The organism is Xanthomonas sp. 4461, from assembly GCF_024806475.1.
In the GTDB taxonomy this organism is placed as follows: Bacteria; Pseudomonadota; Gammaproteobacteria; order Xanthomonadales; family Xanthomonadaceae; genus Xanthomonas; species Xanthomonas arboricola_F.
Genome location: NZ_JANTYV010000003.1, coordinates 311063 through 331182, shown reverse-complemented (window position 1 = coordinate 331182; position 20120 = coordinate 311063). Strand labels below are relative to the sequence as shown.

18 protein-coding genes are annotated in these 20120 nt (G+C 67.3%); 10 read left to right on the top strand and 8 right to left on the bottom strand.

Annotated features, from left to right (window positions below; translation table 11 throughout):
• Nucleotides 1-12 precede the first annotated feature (12 nt).
• The 7 genes from FHY19_RS13720 to FHY19_RS13690 all read left to right on the top strand — a co-directional run bounded on the left by FHY19_RS13720 (nt 13) and on the right by FHY19_RS13690 (nt 10007).
• Nucleotides 13-1347, top strand: a complete 1335-nt coding sequence (locus tag FHY19_RS13720) for a TldD/PmbA family protein (protein ID WP_259159247.1) — start codon at nt 13-15, stop codon at nt 1345-1347.
• Entirely contained in the window at nt 1344-2162 is an 819-nt protein-coding gene (locus FHY19_RS13715; protein ID WP_259166673.1) for a DUF4159 domain-containing protein, read from the top strand. The genes FHY19_RS13720 and FHY19_RS13715 overlap by 4 nt, the downstream gene beginning before the upstream one ends.
• A 247-nt stretch (nt 2163-2409) precedes the next feature.
• Nucleotides 2410-3402, top strand: a complete 993-nt coding sequence (locus tag FHY19_RS13710) for a MoxR family ATPase (protein ID WP_259166671.1) — start codon at nt 2410-2412, stop codon at nt 3400-3402.
• A 10-nt stretch (nt 3403-3412) separates the two neighbouring features.
• On the top strand, nt 3413-4309 hold the full coding sequence (locus FHY19_RS13705; protein ID WP_259166670.1) for a DUF58 domain-containing protein: 897 nt from the start codon (nt 3413-3415) through the stop codon (nt 4307-4309).
• Nucleotides 4310-4822: 513 nt separating this feature from the next.
• Nucleotides 4823-6013, top strand: coding sequence for a BatA domain-containing protein (locus FHY19_RS13700; RefSeq protein ID WP_259166669.1), 1191 nt, complete (start codon nt 4823-4825; stop codon nt 6011-6013).
• Nucleotides 6010-8268, top strand: coding sequence for a DUF4175 domain-containing protein (locus tag FHY19_RS13695; RefSeq protein ID WP_259166668.1), 2259 nt, complete (start codon nt 6010-6012; stop codon nt 8266-8268). The genes FHY19_RS13700 and FHY19_RS13695 overlap by 4 nt, the downstream gene beginning before the upstream one ends.
• Nucleotides 8265-10007 carry a carboxypeptidase regulatory-like domain-containing protein gene (locus FHY19_RS13690; RefSeq protein ID WP_259166667.1) on the top strand — a complete coding sequence of 581 codons (1743 nt, stop codon included), beginning with the start codon at nt 8265-8267 and terminating at the stop codon, nt 10005-10007. Before FHY19_RS13695 ends, FHY19_RS13690 begins: the two co-directional genes overlap by 4 nt.
• Before the next feature lie 568 nt (nt 10008-10575).
• On the opposite strand, the gene FHY19_RS13685 is transcribed toward FHY19_RS13690, so the two are convergent.
• The 6 genes from FHY19_RS13685 to FHY19_RS13660 all read right to left on the bottom strand — a co-directional run bounded on the left by FHY19_RS13685 (nt 10576) and on the right by FHY19_RS13660 (nt 15962).
• A complete protein-coding gene (locus FHY19_RS13685; protein WP_259159234.1) occupies nt 10576-11013 on the bottom strand; it encodes a nuclear transport factor 2 family protein in 438 nt (145 codons plus the stop codon).
• Between the two features lie 93 nt (nt 11014-11106).
• Nucleotides 11107-12480: an NAD-dependent succinate-semialdehyde dehydrogenase gene (locus tag FHY19_RS13680; protein WP_259166666.1), complete on the bottom strand. Its 1374-nt coding sequence runs from the start codon at nt 12478-12480 to the stop codon at nt 11107-11109.
• A gap of 124 nt (nt 12481-12604) precedes the next feature.
• Nucleotides 12605-13375 (bottom strand): SDR family oxidoreductase, encoded by a 771-nt coding sequence (locus FHY19_RS13675; RefSeq protein WP_259159231.1) that lies wholly within the window; start codon nt 13373-13375, stop codon nt 12605-12607.
• A gap of 360 nt (nt 13376-13735) precedes the next feature.
• A complete protein-coding gene (locus FHY19_RS13670) occupies nt 13736-14032 on the bottom strand; it encodes a YciI family protein (protein ID WP_259159229.1) in 297 nt (98 codons plus the stop codon).
• A gap of 46 nt (nt 14033-14078) precedes the next feature.
• The gene (locus FHY19_RS13665) at nt 14079-14885 is read right to left on the bottom strand and encodes an SDR family NAD(P)-dependent oxidoreductase (RefSeq protein ID WP_259159227.1); all 807 of its coding nucleotides are present in this window, start codon (nt 14883-14885) and stop codon (nt 14079-14081) included.
• Nucleotides 14886-14993: 108 nt separating this feature from the next.
• The gene (locus FHY19_RS13660) at nt 14994-15962 is read right to left on the bottom strand and encodes an enoyl-CoA hydratase/isomerase family protein (protein ID WP_259166665.1); all 969 of its coding nucleotides are present in this window, start codon (nt 15960-15962) and stop codon (nt 14994-14996) included.
• A 299-nt stretch (nt 15963-16261) separates the two neighbouring features.
• Between FHY19_RS13660 and FHY19_RS13655 the strand changes: the two genes are divergently transcribed.
• Nucleotides 16262-17239 (top strand): AraC family transcriptional regulator, encoded by a 978-nt coding sequence (locus FHY19_RS13655; RefSeq protein WP_259159224.1) that lies wholly within the window; start codon nt 16262-16264, stop codon nt 17237-17239.
• Nucleotides 17240-17417: 178 nt separating this feature from the next.
• Here FHY19_RS13655 and FHY19_RS13650 read toward each other — a convergent pair whose 3' ends face one another.
• A complete protein-coding gene (locus tag FHY19_RS13650) occupies nt 17418-18053 on the bottom strand; it encodes a class I SAM-dependent methyltransferase (protein ID WP_259166663.1) in 636 nt (211 codons plus the stop codon).
• 113 nt (nt 18054-18166) lie between these two features.
• Between FHY19_RS13650 and FHY19_RS13645 the strand changes: the two genes are divergently transcribed.
• The gene (locus FHY19_RS13645) at nt 18167-18595 is read left to right on the top strand and encodes a hypothetical protein (RefSeq protein ID WP_259159221.1); all 429 of its coding nucleotides are present in this window, start codon (nt 18167-18169) and stop codon (nt 18593-18595) included.
• 85 nt (nt 18596-18680) lie between these two features.
• On the opposite strand, the gene FHY19_RS13640 is transcribed toward FHY19_RS13645, so the two are convergent.
• Complete coding sequence (locus FHY19_RS13640) at nt 18681-19484, bottom strand: EcsC family protein (protein ID WP_259166949.1); 804 nt, start codon at nt 19482-19484, stop codon at nt 18681-18683.
• Nucleotides 19485-19650: 166 nt separating this feature from the next.
• On the opposite strand from FHY19_RS13640, the gene FHY19_RS13635 reads away from it, so the two are divergent.
• Complete coding sequence (locus tag FHY19_RS13635) at nt 19651-20109, top strand: SRPBCC domain-containing protein (RefSeq protein WP_259159220.1); 459 nt, start codon at nt 19651-19653, stop codon at nt 20107-20109.
• The last annotated feature ends 11 nt before the right edge of the window (nt 20110-20120 follow it).

Below are 20120 nucleotides of genomic sequence, written 5' to 3'. Positions count from 1 at the left end.
GGAGAAACCCACATGAGCATCCTTACCGAAGCGCAGGCCAAGGCCATCCTGGACAAGGTCATCAAATTGTCCAAGGCCGACGAGTGCACCGCCACGCTCACCGGCACCATCGACGGCAATATCCGTTTCGCACTCAACAACGTGTCCACCAGCGGCATCGTCGACAACACCGATCTGCAGGTGCAGGTGGCGTTCGGCAAGCGCGTGGGCATCGCCACCATCAACGAGTTCGACGATGCATCGCTGGAACGCGTGGTGCGCCGCGCCGAAGATCTGGCAAGGCTGGCGCCTGAAAACCCGGAGTTCATGCCGGCCGTCGACAAGCAGACCTACACCGCCAGCCCCACCTTCAGCGAATCCACCGCCGCCATCGACCCGGCGTTCCGCGCGCAGGTCGCCGCCGATTCGATCGCTCCGTGCAAGGGCAAGGGCCTGATCGCCGCCGGCTTTCTGGAAGATGGCCAGAGCTTTACCGCCTTTGCCAACAGCAAGGGCAACTTCGGCTATCAGCGCGACGCGCGCTTCGACTACACCTGCACCGTGCGCACCGAAGACGGCCGTGGCTCGGGCTGGGTGGGGCGCAACCTGAAGGACGCCGCCGACTTCAAGGCCGAGCAGGACATCCGCATCGCCATGCGCAAGGCCAGCGATTCGGCCGAAGCCAAGGCGCTGGAACCGGGCAAGTACACGGTGATCCTGGAGCCGGCGGCGGCGGCAGGATTGATCTCCTTCATGATGCGCTACTTCGATGCGCGCATGGCCGACGAGGGCCGCAGCTTCCTGTCCAAGAAGGGCGGCGGCAACAAGCTGGGCGAGCAGGTTTACGACCCGCGCGTGAACATCACCGCCGACCCGTGGGATGCGCGCGCAGCGGTGCTGCCGTGGGACGAAGAAGGCCTGCCGCGCGAAAAGATGTCCATCGTGGAAAACGGCAAGGTCGCCAACCTGCAGTATTCGCGCTACTGGGCGCAGAAGAACGGCAAGCGTGCGATCGGCGAGCCGGGCAATCTGCTGATGGCCGGCGGCGAGAAGAACATCGCCGAACTGGTGCGCGGCACCGAGAAGGGCATCCTGGTCACGCGCACCTGGTACATCCGCATGGTCGACCCGCAGACCGTGCTGCTGACCGGGCTGACCCGCGACGGCACCTTCTACATCGAGAACGGGCAGATCAAGTACCCGGTGAAGAATTTCCGCTTCAACGAATCGCCGATCATCATGCTCAACAATATCGACGAGCTGGGCAGGCCGGTGCGCGTGGCCGGCGATGAATCCAGCTACGTGATGATGATCCCGCCGATGCGCCTGCGTGATTTCACGTTTACCTCGTTGTCGGATGCGGTGTGACTGAGAGCCGGGAATCGGGAGTGGGGAATCGGGAATGGGGGAGCGGAGCAATCTCTTCGCAGCCCGATGCTTTTCCTGCACATCCCGTTCCCGGTCTACACGCACTGGCGGCGCCCGCGACTCGCCGTCATGTCCTTGGATTGCTGCTCGGTAGCGTCGCTGCGTTGGCGTTACCGCGGCGGGCGCGGGCGGCAGGCAATTACGATTTCTGGTTTACCCGGCTGCGGTATGACTCGGGAGATTGGGATGTGGATGCGCGTATGCCGTCCAACCTGATCACCTCGTTGATCGACTACACGCAGCTGCGGGTGGACCCGCAAGAGCACGTCATCGATCTGGCCGACCCGCGCATGTTGCAGGCGCCGTTCTGCTATCTGTCCGGGCACAAGCTGGTGGAATTCAATCCCGCCGAGCGGCGTAATTTCGAACGCTACGTGCGCAACGGCGGCTTCGTGTTCGTGGACGATTGCAACCACGATATCGATGGCTTGTTCGCCACCTCGTTCGCGGCGCAGATGACCGCGCTGTTCGGCAAGAGCGCACTGCAGAAATTGCCCAACAGCCACCGCCTCTACAGCGCGTTCTTCAAGTTCCCGGATGGCCCGCCGGCGACCAGCTTCGAGCTCAATGGATGGGGCGACGATCTGGTGCACGACTATCTCAAGGGCATCAGCATCGACGGACGCCTTGGAGTGCTCTACAGCAACAAGGATTACGGCTGCGAATGGGATTACGACTGGCGCAACAAACGCTTCCTGGCCGAAGACAACACCCGGTTCGCAGTGAACATCGTGATGTATGCATTGACCAACTGAAACCATCATGTAGGAGCGCGCTTGCGCGCGATGCCTTCCCGGTAACGCCACATCGCGCGCAAGCGCGCTCCTACAGGAAGTGCGGGAGATCTTTCCAGACACGACACCACCGCCAACCGTCCGCCGTCGCACTCACCAGCCCCGCACGCCTTTGTAGGAGCGCGCTGGCGCGCGACGAAGATTTACCGGTAAAGCATCGCGCGCAAGCGCGCTCCTACGCCAGCAGCCAAATAACGAGACTTCCCCCATGACTTCCCCCAGCGACGACACCCTCACCGCACAGCTCTCCCAACTCGGCGCGCTGCGTGCAGCCCTGGCCCAGGCGGTGGTGGGACAGGACGCGGTGGTGGAGCAACTGCTGATAGGCCTGCTCGCCGGTGGCCACTGCCTGCTGGAAGGCGCGCCCGGGTTGGGCAAGACGCTGCTGGTGCGCTCGCTCGGGCAGGCGCTGGAGCTGCAGTTTCGCCGCGTGCAGTTCACCCCCGACCTGATGCCCAGCGACATTCTCGGCACCGAGTTGCTGGAAGAAGACCACGGCACCGGCCACCGGCATTTCCGCTTCCAGCAGGGGCCGATCTTCACCAACCTGCTGCTGGCCGACGAACTCAATCGCACCCCGCCCAAGACCCAGGCCGCGCTGCTGGAAGCGATGAGCGAGCGCACCGTCAGCTATGCCGGCACCACTTATGCGCTGCCGGCGCCGTTCTTCGTGCTGGCCACGCAGAACCCGATCGAGCAGGCCGGCACCTACCCGCTGCCGGAGGCGCAGCTGGATCGCTTCCTGTTGCATGTGCGCGTGGACTACCCCAGCGAGCAGGAAGAGCGCGACATCCTCAGCCAGACCACCGGCACGGCCAGCGCACAGGTGCCCAAGGTGATGGACGCGGCCAGCGTGCAGGCGCTGCAGCAGCATGTGCGGCAAGTGCATGTGGGCGCGGATCTGCTGACCTGGATCAATCGCCTGGTGCGCGCCAGCCGGCCCGGCCCGCAGGCAAGCGATGAGGTCCGGCAATGGATCAAGTGGGGCGCCGGCCCGCGCGCGGGGCAGTCGCTGGTGCTCGCGTCCAAGGCACGTGCGCTGTTGCATGGCCGGCTCGCCGCCACCCGCGAGGATGTGCTGGCGCTTGCGGCGCCGGTGATGCGGCATCGCCTGCTGCTGTCCTTCGCTGCCGAAGCCGAACAACGCAGTGCCGATGATGTGATCGCCGCGCTGCTGCACGCCGTGCCGTTCCCGAGCTGAGCGCAGCGCCATGCACTCACCGCTGCCGGCCCTGATCCCCGCCGATGTGCGCAGCCGCCTGCGCGGCCTGCAGCTGCGTGCGCGTCAGGCGCAGGGCGCGCACGGGATCGGCCAGCAGGCCAGCCGCAGCCGCGGCGCCGGGCTGGAATTTGCGCAGTACCGCGCCTACGAGCCGGGCGATGCGCTGCGCCAGATCGACTGGAAGCTCTACGCACGCTCGGATCGCTTCTTCGTACGCGAAGCCGAGCGCGAAAGCCCGTTGACGCTGTGGTTGCTGCTCGATGCCACTGCCTCGGCCGGGCAGGCCGACAGCGCGCGGCCGGCGCACACCCGCCTGCACACGATGGCGACGCTGGCCGCCTGCGCGGCCGAAGTGGCGCTGCAGCAAGGCGATCGTGTCGGCCTGTATGCACTGCATGGCGGCGGCTTGGTCGCGGTGCCGGCCGGTGTCGGCAGCCGCCAACGCGACCGGCTGTGGCTGGCCTTGCACGGCTTGCGCGCCGGCGGCCGTTGGCCCGGGCTGGATGCGCTACGGCCGTTGTGGGAACGCATCGCCGCGCACGACCTGCTGCTGTCCATCGGCGATGGGTTCGATGAAGAGCTGGCGAGCGCACTGGAAAAATTCGCGGCCGCGCGCCGTGAAGTGCTGCAGCTGCAGGTGCTCACCTGCGACGAACGCGATTTTCGATTCAGCGGCGGGCACCGCTTTCGCGACCCGGAAACCGGCGAAGAACTGCTGGGCGATGGCGCGGCCATGCGCGAGGACTATCTGCAATGCTTCGCCGCGGCCCAGCGCGCGCGGCAGGCGCGCTGGCAAGCGGCCGGCATTGCGCATGCCGTGCATTACCTGGATGCGCCGGCCGATGCCGCGCTGCGCCAGCTGTTCGGTCGGGGTGCGGCCCGATGAGCACGTGCCTGTATGGTGTGGCGACTGCGCCTTCCATCTCGCTATCGGTCCGGCGTTGGAGCACGGCGGTGCAGCCGCCGCAGCGGCGAATGCGTGTTGCTGGCAGCGGGCACAGGCCGCAGTGGCAGCCACGCGTACCGGCGACCATCGTGTGCGGCATGTCGATGTCGGCACGGTATCCAGCACCGTGTGCTGTGCATCTGCATTGCCCGGGTATCCCCTGCGCATGAGGGCAGTGCTTACCAAAGTCGAGCATGCGCAGCTCTGCATGCCAATGCTGCGACCGCAGTTGCAGTTGCAAGCACAGCTCACTGGGCGAGGTCTTCGCATGGGTGCAACGCCGACCACCGTCGCGCCTGCGCACGCCATGCAACCGTGGATGCAACTCCCGCTGCGATTGCGGCTACAGCGGCGGTGGCAGCTCAGCCAACAACTCCAGCATGCCCACAGGCGGACGCACCACCGCAGTGCCACGAACGCACGCGCGCGCAGTGTCAATGCAGGGGCAGGGGCATGAATCTGCTGTTGCTGTTTCCGGCCGGGCTTGCGGCACTGGCTGCGCTGCTGCTGCCGTTGCTGATCCATCTGGCGCGGCGCAGCGAGCACCGGCCCACCGAGTTTGCCGCGCTGCGTTGGCTGCGTGCGGTGCCGCGCCCACGCCACCGCGTGCGCCTGGACGAACTGCCGCTGCTGCTGGTACGCCTGCTGCTGCTGGCCGCGTTGGCGCTGCTGCTGGCCGAGCCCGCGTTACGCGCGCTGCAGGATGCACGCCCGCGCATCGCGGTGAGCCCGGGTGTGGACCTGGCTGCGGCACGCGCGCAGCCACAGCCCAAGGATGCGCAGTGGGTGTGGCTGGCGCCTGGCTTTTTACCGATCGATGCCAGGGCCGATGCCACCGAGGGCACTGGTCCACACGCCGACAGTCCGCAACCGGTGGCTAGCCTGCTGCGCGAACTCGATGCCAGCCTGCCCGTAGACGCGCCGCTCAGCGTGATCGTGCCCGCGCAATGGGGCGTGGTGGATGCGCAGCGGGTACAGCTGTCGCGTGCAGTGCAGTGGCAGGTGCTGCCCGGTGCATCGCCGGTGGCCGCCACGCCTGCCACCGCGCCGCTGCGCTTGCAGGCGATTGCCGACGACCGCGCCGCACCGGCCCTGCGCTATCTACGCGCGGTGCATGCCGCCTGGGCGCTGCCGGGCAACATGCCGGTGGGCGTGCCTGCCGAGGCAGTGCCGGCGCGATGGGCGCCCGGCACGGTGGTGGCATGGTTGTCGTCCACCGCTCCGCCCGCGCCGGTGCAGGACTGGGTTGCAGCCGGCGGCCAGCTGCTGCTGGATGCGGGCACGCCGGTGCCGCCCGCACTCGCCGCCGCGCTGCAGCCCGCGCTCGACCTGCAGGGGCAGCCCGTACTCGACGCCGCCGCAGTCGGGCGCGGGCGTCTGCTGCGCTGGGCCACGCCACTGCAGCCGCAGCAGCTGCCGGCACTGTTGGACGCCGATTTCCCCACCCGCCTGCACGCTGCGCTGCAACCACCTGCCATCCCGCAACGCGCCCTGGCGCAGACACTGCCACCACAGCGCGGCAGCGCGATCCGGCTGAGTACACCGCCGTGGCCGCTGGCATCGTGGCTGATCGGTGCGGTGCTGCTGCTGTTCGCGCTTGAGCGTTGGCTGGCCACCGCCCCGCGCAGGAGCAGCGCGGCATGAGCACGCCGGTGCTGCAGCGCGCGTGGCAAGCCGCACGCCGGCGGCGCGCTGCCGGCGTGCTGGTGTTCGGCTGGCCGCTGGCGTTGCTGCCGGGTGCGCTGGCCTGGCGCATGGGCGCGCACGCAGCGGTGGTGCCACTGTTGCTGGCGGGCATCGTGCTACTGGCCATCATCGCGCTGCACGCAGCGCGGCAGCTGGATCAGACCTGGCTGATCCGTCGGCTGGATCGCGAACCGGACCTGGACGACAGCAGCGACCTGTTGTTCTTGCCGGCCGCGCAACTGGGCCCGCTGCAGGCGCTGCAACGGCAGCGGCTGGAACAGCGCCTGCGCAGCACTCCGCGCGATCTGCGCCCGGCCTGGCCGTGGCGACGCACATGGCCCTGGAGTCTGCTCGGGCTGGTCGCCTGCGGCGCGTTACTGCTGTGGCCGCCGCGTGCGCTGCCGCCTGCCGCCCCCGCCGACCGGGTGAGCGCCGCCGGTGCCGGCAGCAGCGCTGCGATGCTGCGCCAGGCGCAGCTACGCAGCACACCGCCGGCCTACACCGGCCTTCCCGCCGCGCGGCTGCCCGGCCTGGACGCGCGCGTGCCCGCCGGCACCCGGCTGGACTGGCAGCTGCAGGTCAGCCCGGCCCCGCGCAACGTGGCACTGCGCCTGACTGACGGCCGCCTCATCCCGCTGGCCCGGCAGGGCAGCAGCGATCAGTGGCAGGGGCAATGGACCGCCACGCGCGCCAGCCTGTACCGCATCCTCATCGACGGCACGCCCGCCGACCGCCAACTGCACCGGCTGGAGGTACTGCCCGACCGCCCGCCGCAGGTGCGCGTGCTCGCGCCCGAGCAGAGCCTGGTGCTGTGGACGCCGGCCAATGGCCCCTGGACCCTGCGCTTCGAAGCCGGCGACGATTACGCCGTGGCCACCAGCGCCGAGCTGCGCCTGACCCTGGCCCAGGGCAGCGGCGAGAACATCACCTTCAAGACCCAGCGCCGCCCGCTCACCGGCAGCGGGCCGGCCACCCGCCGCAGCTTCACCACCACGCTGCAGCCGCAGGCGCTGGGCATGGCCGCCGGCGACGACCTGATCGCGCAGCTCATCGTGCACGACACCCGCCAGCCCGACCCACAGGAAGGCCGCAGCGCCAGCGTGATCCTGCGCTGGCCGCCACCGGAACAGAGCATGGCCGCCGGCCTGGAAGCCAGCGTCAAACAGACCTTGCCGGCCTATTTCCGCAGCCAGCGCCAGATCATCATCGACGCGCAGGCGCTGCTGAAGGAAAAACCGCGCCTGGACGATGCCACCTATCTCAAACGCTCCGACGCCATCGGCGTGGACCAGCGCCTGCTGCGGCTGCGCTACGGCCAGTTCCTGGGCGAAGAGAGCGAAGGCGCACCCAAGGGCCCGCCGACCGCCGACGCACCGCCCACCAGCGACGCCCCGGCCGATGACTTGCCCACCGCCGACATGCCGACCGCCGATGCGCCGGCCGAGCACGCCCACGACGCCACCCATCCACACGCCGATCACGATCACGATCACGCCGCTGCACCCGCCAGCGGCGCGGCAGCCCTGGACGATCACGACCACGATCACGCCGATGGGGGCCACGAGCGCAGCGGCTTCGGACAGGCGCAGGACGTGCTGACCGAGTTCGGCCACACCCACGACCACGCCGAAGCGGCCACCTTGCTGGACCCGCAGACCCGTGCCCTGCTGCGCGCCGCGCTGGACCAGATGTGGCAGTCCGAAGGCGAGCTGCGCCAGGGCCACCCCGAGCGCGCGCTGCCGTTCGCCAACAAGGCGCTGGGCTTCATCAAGCAGGTGCAGCAGGCCGAGCGCATCTATCTCGCACGCGTCGGCACGCAATTGCCGCCGATCGATCCGAGCCGGCGCATGAGCGGCAAGCGCGACGGACTGGGCGACCGCCCCGCCGCCCTGGACACCCGACCGCCACCGGACCCCTCGGCGCTGGCGCTGTGGACCGCGCTGGGCGAAGACGGCGCGGTACCGGAGGCCGTCCTCGATCGCTACACCCGCTGGCTGCAGGGCGCCCAGGACCTGGTGCCCGACCCACTCGGCGTGGCGGCCGCGGTGGAAACCCTGCGCAGCGAGCCTGCCTGCCTGCGCTGCCGCGCGCAGCTGCGTGCGCTGGTGTGGCCCACGCTCAGTGCGCCACCGGCGCCGGTGGACCGACGCCCGGCCGCCGACGCGCGCGGCCAGCGTTACCTGGATGCCTTGCGTGGGGGGCCACCGCCATGACCACCGCACTGCCCTGGCTGGTGGCCGCCGTTCTGGCGCTGCTGGTGGTCGTCGGCTGGATCCGTCTGCTGCGCGCGCACGCAGCCCAGGCGCGTGCGCGCGCCCGGCTGTGGTGGTTGCTGGCTGCCCAGCCGGTGCTGGCGGTCCTGCTTTATCCGGTGCTGCTGCCGCCACCGCGGGCCGACATTGCCGGCGTGCTGCAGGTGGCCACCGCAGGCACCGACACGACGCAGATCCGCCCGGGCGCGCAATGGGTGGCGTTGCCGGAAGCCCCCCGCCTGCCCGGCGTGCCGCGCGTGCCCGACCTGGCGACTGCGCTGCGTCGCAACCCCGGCACCGCCAGCGTGGTGGTACATGGCGACGGCCTGCCCGCACGCGACCGCGATGGCCTGGCAGGGGTGGCGGTGCAGGCCGCGCTGGGCCCGCCCATGCGCGGGCTGGTCGCGGCCTGGGCACCGGCAGCCGTCGCGCCGGGCCAGCTGGTCACCCTCACCGCGCAGGTGCAGGGCGTCGCCAACGCCCAGGTGGACCTGCTCGACCCGTCCGGCCAGCGCGTCGATCGCGCCCACCCGGATGCGCAGGGCCAGGTGCGCCTGCGTGGCCTGGCGAATGCACCAGGGCAGGTGCTGTTCGCGCTGCAGCTGCGCGATGCCGCCGGCGGCAAGCTGGGCCGCCTGGATGTCCCGGTGCAGATCGCCGCCGTGCCGCCGGCCCGGGTGGTGCTGCTGGCCGGTGCGCCGCAGCCGGAGTTCAAGTACCTGCGCCGCTGGGCCAGCGATGCGGGACTGGTGGCGCGCAGCCAGGTCAGCGTCAGCGCCGGCCTGCAGCTGGGCGATGCGGTCAGCCTGGACGCCGCCAGCCTCGACCGGATGGATGTGCTGGTGCTCGACGCCCGGCGCCTGCTGGCCATGCCCATCCCGCAACGGCAGGCGGTGAGCGCAGCGATCGCGCGCGGCCTGGGCGTGCTGGTGCAGGCGGCCGATCCGGCCGATGCCGCCACCCGCACCGCCCTGGCCGCGCTCGGGCTGGCGGTGACCGGCGGCGACGCCAGCAGCGCCGTTGCCCTGGCACCGGCAGGCACGCCTGGCGATGCCGGCACACAGACCGCCCCGCCGTCGCTGCAACGCCGCAACCTGCAGCCGCAGGGCAGCGATGCGGTGATCTCCGCGCGCGCCCGCGACGGTACGGCCCTGGGTTGGTGGCGCAGTGTCGGGCGCGGGCGCATCGGGGTCAGCGTGGTCCAGGACAGTTACACGCTGGTGCTGGCCGGCCAGCGCGCGCTGCATGCGCAGCTCTGGGCGCAATTGCTCGGCGCGGTGGCACGCCCGACAGGCGCGCCAGCATCGGCGGTGCAGGAGGGCTGGTCGGGACAACGCATGCTTCTGTGCGATCTGGCGGCCGACGCGGCCGTGGGTGCGCCCGATGGCAGCCGCCAGCGTCTGTTGGTCGAACGCACCGGCAACGCAGCGCGCTGCGCAGGCTACTGGCCGGCTGCCACCGGCTGGCATCGGCTGCACGGCGGACCCAGCCCACGCTGGATCTATGTGCGCGCACCCGGCGAGGCGCCGGCGCTGTACCGGCAGCAACTGCGCGCGCACACGCTGGCATTGGCCGCAGCGCACGCATCCACGCCTGCAACGACGCGCCCCGCCTCGCAGCCCGGTCCGCGCTGGCCGTGGCTGCTGCTATGGCTGGCGGTGGCAACCGCCACGTGGTGGCTGGAGCGCAGGCGCGCCTGACGACCGAGGGCGTCGCTGCGAATGCCGTAGCCGATGCGCCCAATCGTTTCGTCGTCGCTGCTCTCGTACCCGTGACCCGGATGTCGCGCGCAAGCGATCCTGAGTAGCCACGGCAGTACGACAGGCGTGCTGCGGTAATGCGGTGCCCTTGCTTATTGCGTCCCAAGATCGCAGAACCGCACGCTGGTATACGCCAGCGCTGTAGCGACATGGTAAGTCGGGTGCTCGCTCTCCGCCGCAGCTTCACAGCAGCGCGTAGAGCATCTAATAAAACACTGCACGCACCGCCAGGCAGACGCGGACGCTGCTTGGTGCGGGATGTGCGGCTCGTCCGCTGCGGTTTTCGAACGTGCCGTCCACGCTCGCCGACGATGGCGCGCTGCATTTTGCTCGCCGTTGTGAAACATCGCTGACGCGCAGCAAAGCCCGCAAGCACCGGGCGTGACAACCATCGAACGCGCAGCTCCCAAGCGCGACCTCACCCCGCTGACGCCGCACTGCTATGCAGTCGGTGCACGCCTGACGCGCGCTCGTCAGCGTCAATGTGGCCACCGTTCGTTGGCCGCGCTTACTTGGGCGGCGCAGCGCTGTGCTGGATGCGTCGCGCCAGTGCCGCACCCAGTGCATCCAGGCCCTCGCGCGGCCGCAGCATCACCACCAGTTCCACCAGCTTGCCATCGGCATCGAAGCGCACCAGGTCGATTCCGAACAGCGTGCTGTCGCCCACGCGTGCGGTGAACTCCAGCGCATGCCCGTCTTCGCCACTGAAACTGCGCAGGTACGCAAAGCTGTCGAAAACGCTGAATACCAGGCGCAGCACGTCGGTCACTGCCTGCCTGCCGCGCAGCGGTTCCAGCTGCGCAGGGGTGTGATAGGTCGCCTGGGCGTCCAGCAGTGCCGGCAACGCATCCCAGTCGCGCTCCAGCACGATGCGATGCCACCGTTGCGCGGGCGCAGGCAGGGCGTGCGGGTGGGTGTGGGTAATGGAAGATGCTTCAGGGTGCATGACGACGCTCCGCAATGGCAGTGCACGGCGAGGGATGCCGCGCGTGCAGACAAGAAAGGCGCCACGGCATCGATATGCCGGGCGCCACTGGACTCAGGCGCCGGCCACCACCACCAGCTTGCGATTGACGAACTCCTTGATGCCCACATCGCCCAGCTCGCGCCCGAAGCCGGAGCGCTTGATGCCACCGAACGGAAGTTCGGGGCGCGAGGTGGTTGGAGTATTGATGAACACCATGCCGGTCTCGATCTGCGCTGCCAGTGCACGTGCGCGCGCGATGTCGCCGGAGTAGATCGTCCCGCCCAGGCCAAACACCGAATCGTTGGCCAATGCCGCAGCTGCGGCGTCGTCTTGGACCACGAACAACAATGCCACTGGGCCAAAGAACTCCTCGTAGAAGGCCGGGTTCTGCGGCGTCACATCGGTCAGCACCGTGGGCGCATAGAAAAAGCCGGGCCGATCGATACGCTTGCCGCCGGTCAACACGGTGGCGCCATGGGCGATGGCGGCGTCCACTTGTTTGCTCAGCCCTTCCAGCCCTTCGCGCGAAGCCAGCGGCCCCAGCAGGGTCTGCGCATCCAACGGGTCGCCCACCGGCGCCGACTGCATGGCAGTGACGAAGGCGTCGGTAAACGCCCGCGCAATGGACGCATGGACGATGAAACGTTTCGCTCCGGTGCAGACCTGGCCCGCGTTGCCCAGTCGCCCGAAGATGGCGCCTTCCACGGCCTTGCCCAGATCGGCATCGTCGAGCACCACGAAGACATCGCTGCCGCCCAGCTCCATCGTTGCCTTCTTGAGCATCTCGCCCGCCCGCGCGGCCACCTTGCTGCCCGCACCTTCCGAACCGGTCAAGGCCACGCCCTGGATACGGTCGTCGCCGATCAGCTCGGCCACCTTGGCGGCGGAAATGTACAGGTTGCTCACCGCGCCCTGCGGTGCGCCTGCGCGGAGCACCAGCTCTTCGAACAAGGCCGCGCATTGCGGCACGATGCTGGCGTGCTTGTAGATGACCGGGTTGCCCACGGCGATTGCCGGCGCGACCACGCGCACCAACTGATACAGCGGGAAATTCCACGGCTCCACCGCCAGCAGTACGCCGATCGGGTGCAATTCCACAGTTGCCTGCCCCACATCGGTATGCAGCGGCTGCGGCCTGAGCAAGTCCTCTCCCATGCGCGCGTAGTAGCGTGCGATGTCTGCGCACAGATCCGCTTCCATCAGCCCTTGCAGCAGCGGCTTGCCCATCTCTTCGGCCATGGTGCGCGCCAGCAGATCGCGCTCGCTGGCGATCACCTCGGCCAGCGTGGTCAGCACCGCCAGACGCTGGCTACGGTCCTGCCGACACCAACTGGAGCGGTACAGCGCGTCGGCAGCGGCAAGCGCGGCTTCCACCTGCGCATCGGTGTGTTCGGGAAAGACGCGAGTCATTTGTTCGGTATAGGGGTTCAGCGTTCTGTACGTCATGTCTGATCCTTGCGCGGAGGGATGGAGCGGAAGACAGCGGGCAACAGCGTGGCCGCAGCAACTGCGTTGCACGCCGGTATGGGAGGTTGAGAAGCGGTGCCGGCGGCAACTGAGCCTGGCGCGATCAAGGGCGATAGCGTGCGGCCGGTTCGGCATGACTGAAGCCCTTGGCAAGGGTCATGCGGGCCTGCTCGAAGGCATCCCAGTCGGCGGAATTGGGCAGCGGTGGAATGGTCACCAGCTCCTTGCGGTCGAAACCGACCAGCGCCGCATCCACCAGCGCGTCCACCTCCATCACATCCGGGACGCGGCTGATATCCATGCCGGCACGTGTGTAGATCTCGGTACGCGTGGCGGCCGGCAACACCGCTTGCACCTGGATACCCCGGTTACCCACTTCTACGTGCAGGCTCTGCGACAGTGCCAACACATAGGCCTTGGTGGCGGCATAGATGCCTGGCGAGTACTCCGGCAACAGCGCCAGTGCTGAGGCGATGTTGATCATGGCGCCGTGGCCGCGCGCCAGCATGCCAGGCAACGCAGCACGTGCAAGCAAGGTCGGCACCAACGCATTGAGGCGCAATAGCTGTTCGAGTGCGGCGGGCTGCGCGTGCAGCAAGCCCCCGTTGAGGCTGGCACCGGCGTTATTGACCAGGATGTCGATCGGGCTGTCGCTGATGCGCTGGGTCACGCTGTGCAGCTGCGCCGGGTCGGTCAGGTCGGCGGTGACCACCTCGACGGCGACCGCATGTTCGACGCGCAGTTGTGTGGCGAGTGCGTCGAGCCTGTCGGTGGCGCGCGCCACCAGCACCAGGTGATGGCCACGTGCAGCGAACCGATGTGCGTAGACTGCGCCGATGCCACTGGAGGCACCGGTTACGAGTGTGGTTGTCATGACAATGCCTTGGTGACCGAATGGCGGAGAACGCTGCAGGGCTGGCGGGGTGCAGTCGTGTCGAAGGGCGCTGCCGCTGCCGCGACCGGCACGTAATGCGCCATCTTCAAACGGATGCGGGCAACATGCTTGACCCTGCAGCGTCCGCGAGCGGCATGCCGATCCCGAGCGATGTACGCGGCCACGTGATGCCGCGCAGCCGAATGGTACGCAGCGCTTGAAAGCGGGCAACAACGCGTCGCGAGCCGTCTTCAGGTGGGTGCGCAAGGCACCGAGCAACCCGAGCCTAGGAGTGACACATGCCGCACCAAGCATCGACGACGCACGCCTGACGTCATTACAGAGCTCTGTCAGCTGCGCTTAATCGCGTGCCTTCAGATGCAGCATCGGGTAATGCTCGTAGTGGCCGGCACCATTACGCACGATCGGGTCCTGCGCAGTGAGCTGCTCGATCTGCTGATCGTCGGCAATGCGGTACAGCGACACGCCATACCCACCGGCCGGGTCCATCACCGGCCCATGCGCGACGATGATGCCTTGCGCCAGCAGGCTGTCCAGGAAGACGCCGTGCTGCGCCATCCAGGTCTTTTCATCTGCGCTCATGGTCTGCAGGAACTCTGCGCGCGGCGGCATGTACTTGCAAAGATAGTATTTCACTGCGGTGTCCTTGGATCGAAGGCGGTGATACGCAATGCCTGGCCGCTCAGGCGGCGCCGGCAACGCTCTTGAGAATCGAGCTTTCAAACATCTTTGGCGCATAGCTCTGCAGGAACAGGAACATGCCTGTCATCTTGCCGACCGGGTTGCTGAACTTGGGTTGCGTGGAATCGACCAGCTCGGAAATCTTCTTGACCACGGCATCGGGCTGTTCCGCCTCGTCCAGTCCCTTCTGCGTGGCAGCCTGTGCCTTGCGACGATACGCATCGTAGGCGGCGATGCCGCCGCTGGCGGCAGCCACCGCGTTCTTGCCCAGATTGGTCTTGAACCAGACCGGCTCGACCATCGCCACCTGGATGTTGAAGGCATTGAGCTCGAACCGCAGCGACTTGAAATAGCCTTCCACCGCATGTTTGGAGGCGGTGTAGAACGCAAGGTTCGGCGGGCCGATCAACGCGACGATGGAGCTGACGGTGATGATCTTGCCGGAGCGCTGCTCGCGCAGGTACGGCAGCAATGCATTGGTCACCTTCACCGTGCCCCAAAAATTGGTTTCGAACTGCTGACGTGCCGCATCCAGCGGCGTTTCTTCGGCCAGGCCGGTGAGCATGTAGCCGGCATTATTGACCAGCACATCCAGCTTCTTGATCGTGCGGAACAACACGGTCGGGAATTCCTGGATGGAGGCATCGTCGTCAATGTCCAGGCGCAGCAACTTGAACGGCACCTTGGTGGCATGCCGCTCGGGATCGCGACTGGTGCCAACAACCGTGTGGCCCTGCTTGTGCAACATCGTGGCCAGCATCAAACCAAATCCGGACGAGGCGCCGGTGACCAGAATTGTCTTCTTCATTGCTCTCTCTCCGAGCGCCAGGTAATGGTGATGAAAAAAAGTTGGATCGAATCGATATGGTGTGGCGCAGCAGCCAGGCAGTGGCCATGGCTGCCAAGCAACGACGTGTTACTTTCCCGCGCCTTCGTGCACTCTGCGGTTACCTTCGCCGATGTAGTAGCCCATGCGGCCTTCCACGGTGGCCGGGCCGGCCTCCTGAATCAGCTTCCCGAACACCGGCATACGCGCGCTCAGGCCCGGCCACGACAACGAGCCGAGGAATTTCTGGTTGGCCGCCAAACGCTCGGCTTCCGTCGGCAAGGCGATCGCATCGATATGGCGTTTGGTTTCTACCAGTGCGGTCTTGTCGAAGCTGGCGATGCGTGCAGCAAGCGTGCTGACGAACGGCTCCAGCGCTGCGGCAGGCAATGCGCGTGTCACCCAGCCGAAACGCTCTGCGGTGGCCGCGTCGTAGTCATCGCTGCTCAGGAATGCCTCCAGCGTCTTGTCGCGCCCTGCCAGCCGCACCAAATGGTCGGGACCACCGCCACCTGGGAACAAACCCAAGCCCACTTCCGGCTGGTCGAATACGGCATCGGTGCTGGCATAACGCAGATCCATCGCCAGGGCCAGTTCGTTACCACCGCCCTGCGTGCGGCCATCGATCTGCGCAATGCTGATGAACGGCGCTTTTTGCAGGTTGGAGATCAGATCGACCCATAACGGCTTGGACCCGGCGCCGGTCTGGCTGGCAAAGCCGGCAAACTGGCTGGTGTCGAAGTGATTGATGAAAAAGCCCGGCGTGGCGCTCTTGAAGATCACCACCTTGAGCTGTGCGTCCGCGCTCAGCTTGGTCACCAGCGCATTCAATTCCACCAGGGTGCGCGGCTCGATCAGATTCAACGGCGGGTTGGCGTAGGCCACTTCGCGGATGGCCGGCGAGATCTCGCGCACCTGCCACAGCGGCATCGCATCCTGGTTGGCGGCCGAGCGATGCGCGGGGGCCGCTAGCGCGCCCGGCAGGCCGGCGGCACTGGCCATAGCAACGCTGCCAAGGGTTGCGGCAGACAACACGATCATGCGTTTGAACAGGTGCACGTGGATTCCCGAAAGGACGTGGAGCGTTGCGTGATGGATGGACATCTTTGCCAGGCAGCGGGGGTAGCGGGGCTGCCGGAGCGCACTATGCGCGGCGATCGGCGCCAACGCTCTAGCCGATCGCGCCAACCGTCATGCCGATCGCGCCAACCTGTCGAGATCGGTTTTCTGCGTGTTTTTCAGTTGCTTACGCTGCGGGCGACACCTAAGCTTTTTCGATGATTCCTCAAAAAAACTCAACGTCCGTGCGCTCCGGCTCGATCCTCGATTACGCGATCTGGCCAGGCTGGAGATTGCTGATGCAGGACGCGGGCCTGGCCACGGCACCGGTGCTACGGCGCGCGCAATTGCCGGGCGATCTGTTTTCGCGCGACAACGTACGCCTGACCCCGGCGATGTTTTTCGACCTTTGGCTTGCCATCGAGGCCGAAGCGCGCTCCATCGATGCGCAACTGCCCGCGCCGCTACGCATCGCGCGGGTGATGACCAGCGACTGGTTCGACCCGGAGCTGTTTGCCGCGTTATGCAGTGCCAATCTCGGCAACGCACTCGATCGTATCGGCAGTTTCGTCAAACTGATCGCACCGATGGTGATCGGCGTGGAGCGCGGCAAGACGCAGGCCAATGTCACCATCGGTTTTCTCGACCAGACCAAGCCGCCGCCCAACGTCTTTATGGCGTTCAAACTCGTGTTTTTCGTGCAGTTGGCTCGCCTTGCCACGCGCACGCCGGTGGTGCCGCTGCAGGTGGGCTGGCCATTGTCCGATGACGACAGCGATGCCGACAGGGCGCTATATGCCGCTTTTTTCGGCAGGCCGGTGAAAGTCACGACCGCACCGCTGCTGGTGTTTTCGATGGCCGACATCGAGCGCCCGTTTCTCACTGAAAATCACAAGCTCTGGGAGTTCTTCGAACCTTCGCTGCGCCAGCGGCTGGCCGACCTGGATCGCACCGCCAGCATGGTCGAACGTGTCAGGAGCGCGTTGCTCGAAGCCCTGCCTGCAGGCGAGGTATCGATGCAGGCAGTAAGCAAGCGCCTGGGAGTGAGCTGCCGGACCTTGCAACGCCGTCTGCATGATGAGGGCACCACGTTCCAGCAGACGCTGGACAAGGTGCGCGCGGCGCTGGCCGAGCATTATCTGCGCAAGACCATGATGTCCAGCGCGGAAATCGCCTTGCTGCTCGGGTTTGAAGATACCAACTCGTTCGTACGCGCGTTCCGGGTCTGGACCGGCAAGACACCGCAGGCGGTTCGCCGCGATCCACCGCAGCAATGACATGCAGCGATGGCGCAGCGTAGGATCTGGCAGGCGGTGCCTCGCGGCCACGACGAGGGCACCGCAAGCGATCACGCAGCGTTGCGTGTTCGGCAATGCGAGGACGGCAGGCGCTGGCGCGGATGCGATGCAGCGCCCGCAACTGCACTGCCTGACGCGCCTCAAGCGGCAGTACGCCCTAACTCCGACGCCACACCCGGCAGCGGTTGTTGGCCGGCATTTCCACATCGTCCACCAGCTGCAGGCCCACCTGCGCGGCCAGCGCGTCCACGTCGGCGGCATCGCGGATACCCGGCGCCGCATCGCGTGTGCGCAGCATCGCATCGAAGTCGCGATTGCTGTCGCTGGTGAACTGACCATCGCGATTGAACGGCCCATACACCGCCAGCACCGTCTGCGGTGCCATCACCGCGGGCAGGCCCGCAAACAAGGCCTGCACCTGCGGCCAGCCCATGATGTGCAAGGTGTTGGCGCTGTAGATCGCATCGAAACCCCGCCGGCCATCGGGCTGCACGGGCAAGGTCGGAAGCGGTGCCAGCCCGGGCGAGGGCGTCAACACGGCCTGCATGGCGATCGGCGGCGGTGTGTTGGGTAGCGCGGCCTCGTCCAGCCACTGCCGCATGCCCGGCAGATGATCGGCGTGGTCGCTGGCCTGCCACTGCAACCACGGCATCGCCGCAGCGAAATGCACCGCGTGCTGGCCGGTACCCGCGCCGATTTCCAGCACCTGGTGGCAATCGGCAAAGTGCCGCTGCAACACGGCGAGAATCGGATCGCGGTTGCGTGCGGAAGCGGGAGAGAATGGCTTGGACATCGGAAGTGGGCCTTCGAAGGCGCTCGATTATGCACGGCCGCAGCAGGATGCGAGGTCATGCGATGGGTCTCACAGGCATTGCCGTTCCCGGCCGCACGCCGGAGGAATTGGCGATGCGCATCTCATCTGGATGGATGCGCAGCATGCACTATCGCGGTGGGGGACCTACTCACGAGGATATGTGCATGAACAAGGTTGTTGCTAGTTGCACCGCGAGTCTTTTCCTGGCTGTTGCCGGCATCGCCGCCACACCCAGTGCCCAGGCGCAGGCGTCCACGGTCCTGCTCGACTGCACCGGCAGCGACTATTGCTGGGCAGGCGTGGATAGCCCTGGGTCGCCACAACCGTTCAAATACGCCTGGAGTTTCAGCAACACCGCAGGTGCGATATTCCCCAGGAACTGCAGCAACAGTTCCGATTGCTCGTTCTACTGCCCCCGCACCAGCACCTTCATAAATGCCACCGTCATGGTGAGCGACGCGAACAACCAGTTCATCGGCTCTGCCACGGCGCGCGCGCTGTGTACGCCGCAGCCCATCTGAGCAGGAACTGACAGCACCCCGTTATCGATAGATCCACATCGGATCGACAGTCCTCCTGTCCCCTGGCCTGATCGATCCGATGCTTCTAACGTGGGTGCGGCGCAGGCGGCAGCGCCTCATACGCCCGCCGCACCGCCTCCTCGCCGAACTTGCGTTCCAGCCGGCGCACGATGAAGTGCCCGCGGGCCATGGCCTGGAAGTGGCGGATAAAGACCGTGTTGAGCGTGGCGCCACTCACCGCGCCCACCAGCGGCACCGCCTGCACGGCGAGTTTTTCGCCCACGTTGACCGAAAACTTGGCGGCGATGCGCGAGACCAGCGACACCAGGGCCGGCGCACCCTTGCTGGCGAAGCCGTGCGCGGCGACATGGCGGGCGGCGGCGCTGAGTTGCTGTGCCATGGCTGCGCGCACGGCGAAATAGCCCGATTCGGCGCCATCATCCCCCACGCTGCGGCCGCCATGCGCCAGCACTTCCAGGCAGGCCAGCGCGGTGTCCGGGCTCTGCAGGGATTCGCCTTCGGCGCGCGCGATGTCGGCAATGGAGCGCAGCATCACGGTCGTGGTCAGCGGCAGCTCCACCATCAGGCCCGGCAGGCCGAAAAAGCCACCGGCGCCACCGGCCACCGCCACCGCCAGGGTGTGCTTTGTGGTGGAGGCCGGCTGCACCGCCTCGCGCTTGCCGCGCAGGCTCAGCAGTGCCGATTTCATGGCCACCTGCAGCGCGCGGCGGGTGAGCCCGTCGATGCTGCGGGTCACCATTTTCGGCAGCCGCCTGGTGATCAGGCTCTCGATCGGCGCGCCCAGTGCATTGGCCAGTTGGGCTGCTACGCCAGGGTTTTCCAGCAGCGCGTGCGCCGTGGCCAGGTCGCGCTGCGCGGCCACATCCATCACCGGTATCGGAAGCGTCGTCATGCCTGCTCTCGTCATAAGGGGCTGCGCCGATGGTACCCAGCGCCGTGTGAGCGCGACGAGCGGCTGCCCGCAAATCTTCCAAAACTGCAATTGGCTGGCAAAATGCGCGATCATCGGCGTCCACGCAGGCAATGCCCATCAGATGAACCGTGAGATCCGCCACAGCATCGTGATCGCCGCCGCGCCCGAAGTGGTGTCCGCTGCGCTGTCCGAGCCCGTGCAGCTGGCACGCTGGTGGACGCGCGAGGTGCAGCAGGCCGATGACTGCGTGCGCCTGGACTGGAGCGGCCATGGCTGGCAGGTGGTACTGCGTATCGACGAAGGCGCCGACCATCGGTTGGTGCGCTGGCGCTGCGAGCGCTCCAACATGCTCGACACCGCAGCCTGGGAGGGCACGGTGATGCGATTCGATCTGATCTCCACCAGCGAGGGCACGCGGGTGGAGTTCGTGCAGTCCGGCTACCGCGACTCGCCGTGCCTGGAGGCCTGCACCCAGAGCTGGCGGTACTTCCTGGGCAGCAGCCTCAAACGCTATGTCGAAACCGGGCGGGGCATGCCCTACCCGGACATGCCCGACACCCGCGACCCCGCGCTGCGCTGAGCGCCGCGCGC

Excerpts from the sequence above, each read along its gene's own strand:
- FHY19_RS13690 (WP_259166667.1), top strand. The coding sequence starts at position 8,265 with ATGACCACCGCACTGCCCTGGCTGGTGGCCGCCGTTCTGGCGCTGCTG.
- FHY19_RS13680 (WP_259166666.1), bottom strand. The coding sequence starts at position 12,480 with ATGACGTACAGAACGCTGAACCCCTATACCGAACAAATGACTCGCGTC.
- FHY19_RS13710 (WP_259166671.1), top strand. The coding sequence starts at position 2,410 with ATGACTTCCCCCAGCGACGACACCCTCACCGCACAGCTCTCCCAACTC.
- FHY19_RS13675 (WP_259159231.1), bottom strand. The coding sequence starts at position 13,375 with ATGACAACCACACTCGTAACCGGTGCCTCCAGTGGCATCGGCGCAGTC.
- FHY19_RS13685 (WP_259159234.1), bottom strand. The coding sequence starts at position 11,013 with ATGCACCCTGAAGCATCTTCCATTACCCACACCCACCCGCACGCCCTG.
- FHY19_RS13720 (WP_259159247.1), top strand. The coding sequence starts at position 13 with ATGAGCATCCTTACCGAAGCGCAGGCCAAGGCCATCCTGGACAAGGTC.
- FHY19_RS13640 (WP_259166949.1), bottom strand. The coding sequence starts at position 19,484 with ATGGATGTGGCCGCGCAGCGCGACCTGGCCACGGCGCACGCGCTGCTG.
- FHY19_RS13665 (WP_259159227.1), bottom strand. The coding sequence starts at position 14,885 with ATGAAGAAGACAATTCTGGTCACCGGCGCCTCGTCCGGATTTGGTTTG.
- FHY19_RS13650 (WP_259166663.1), bottom strand. The coding sequence starts at position 18,053 with ATGTCCAAGCCATTCTCTCCCGCTTCCGCACGCAACCGCGATCCGATT.
- FHY19_RS13700 (WP_259166669.1), top strand. The coding sequence starts at position 4,823 with ATGAATCTGCTGTTGCTGTTTCCGGCCGGGCTTGCGGCACTGGCTGCG.
- FHY19_RS13705 (WP_259166670.1), top strand. The coding sequence starts at position 3,413 with ATGCACTCACCGCTGCCGGCCCTGATCCCCGCCGATGTGCGCAGCCGC.
- FHY19_RS13695 (WP_259166668.1), top strand. The coding sequence starts at position 6,010 with ATGAGCACGCCGGTGCTGCAGCGCGCGTGGCAAGCCGCACGCCGGCGG.
- FHY19_RS13635 (WP_259159220.1), top strand. The coding sequence starts at position 19,651 with ATGAACCGTGAGATCCGCCACAGCATCGTGATCGCCGCCGCGCCCGAA.
- FHY19_RS13645 (WP_259159221.1), top strand. The coding sequence starts at position 18,167 with ATGCGCATCTCATCTGGATGGATGCGCAGCATGCACTATCGCGGTGGG.
- FHY19_RS13655 (WP_259159224.1), top strand. The coding sequence starts at position 16,262 with ATGCAGGACGCGGGCCTGGCCACGGCACCGGTGCTACGGCGCGCGCAA.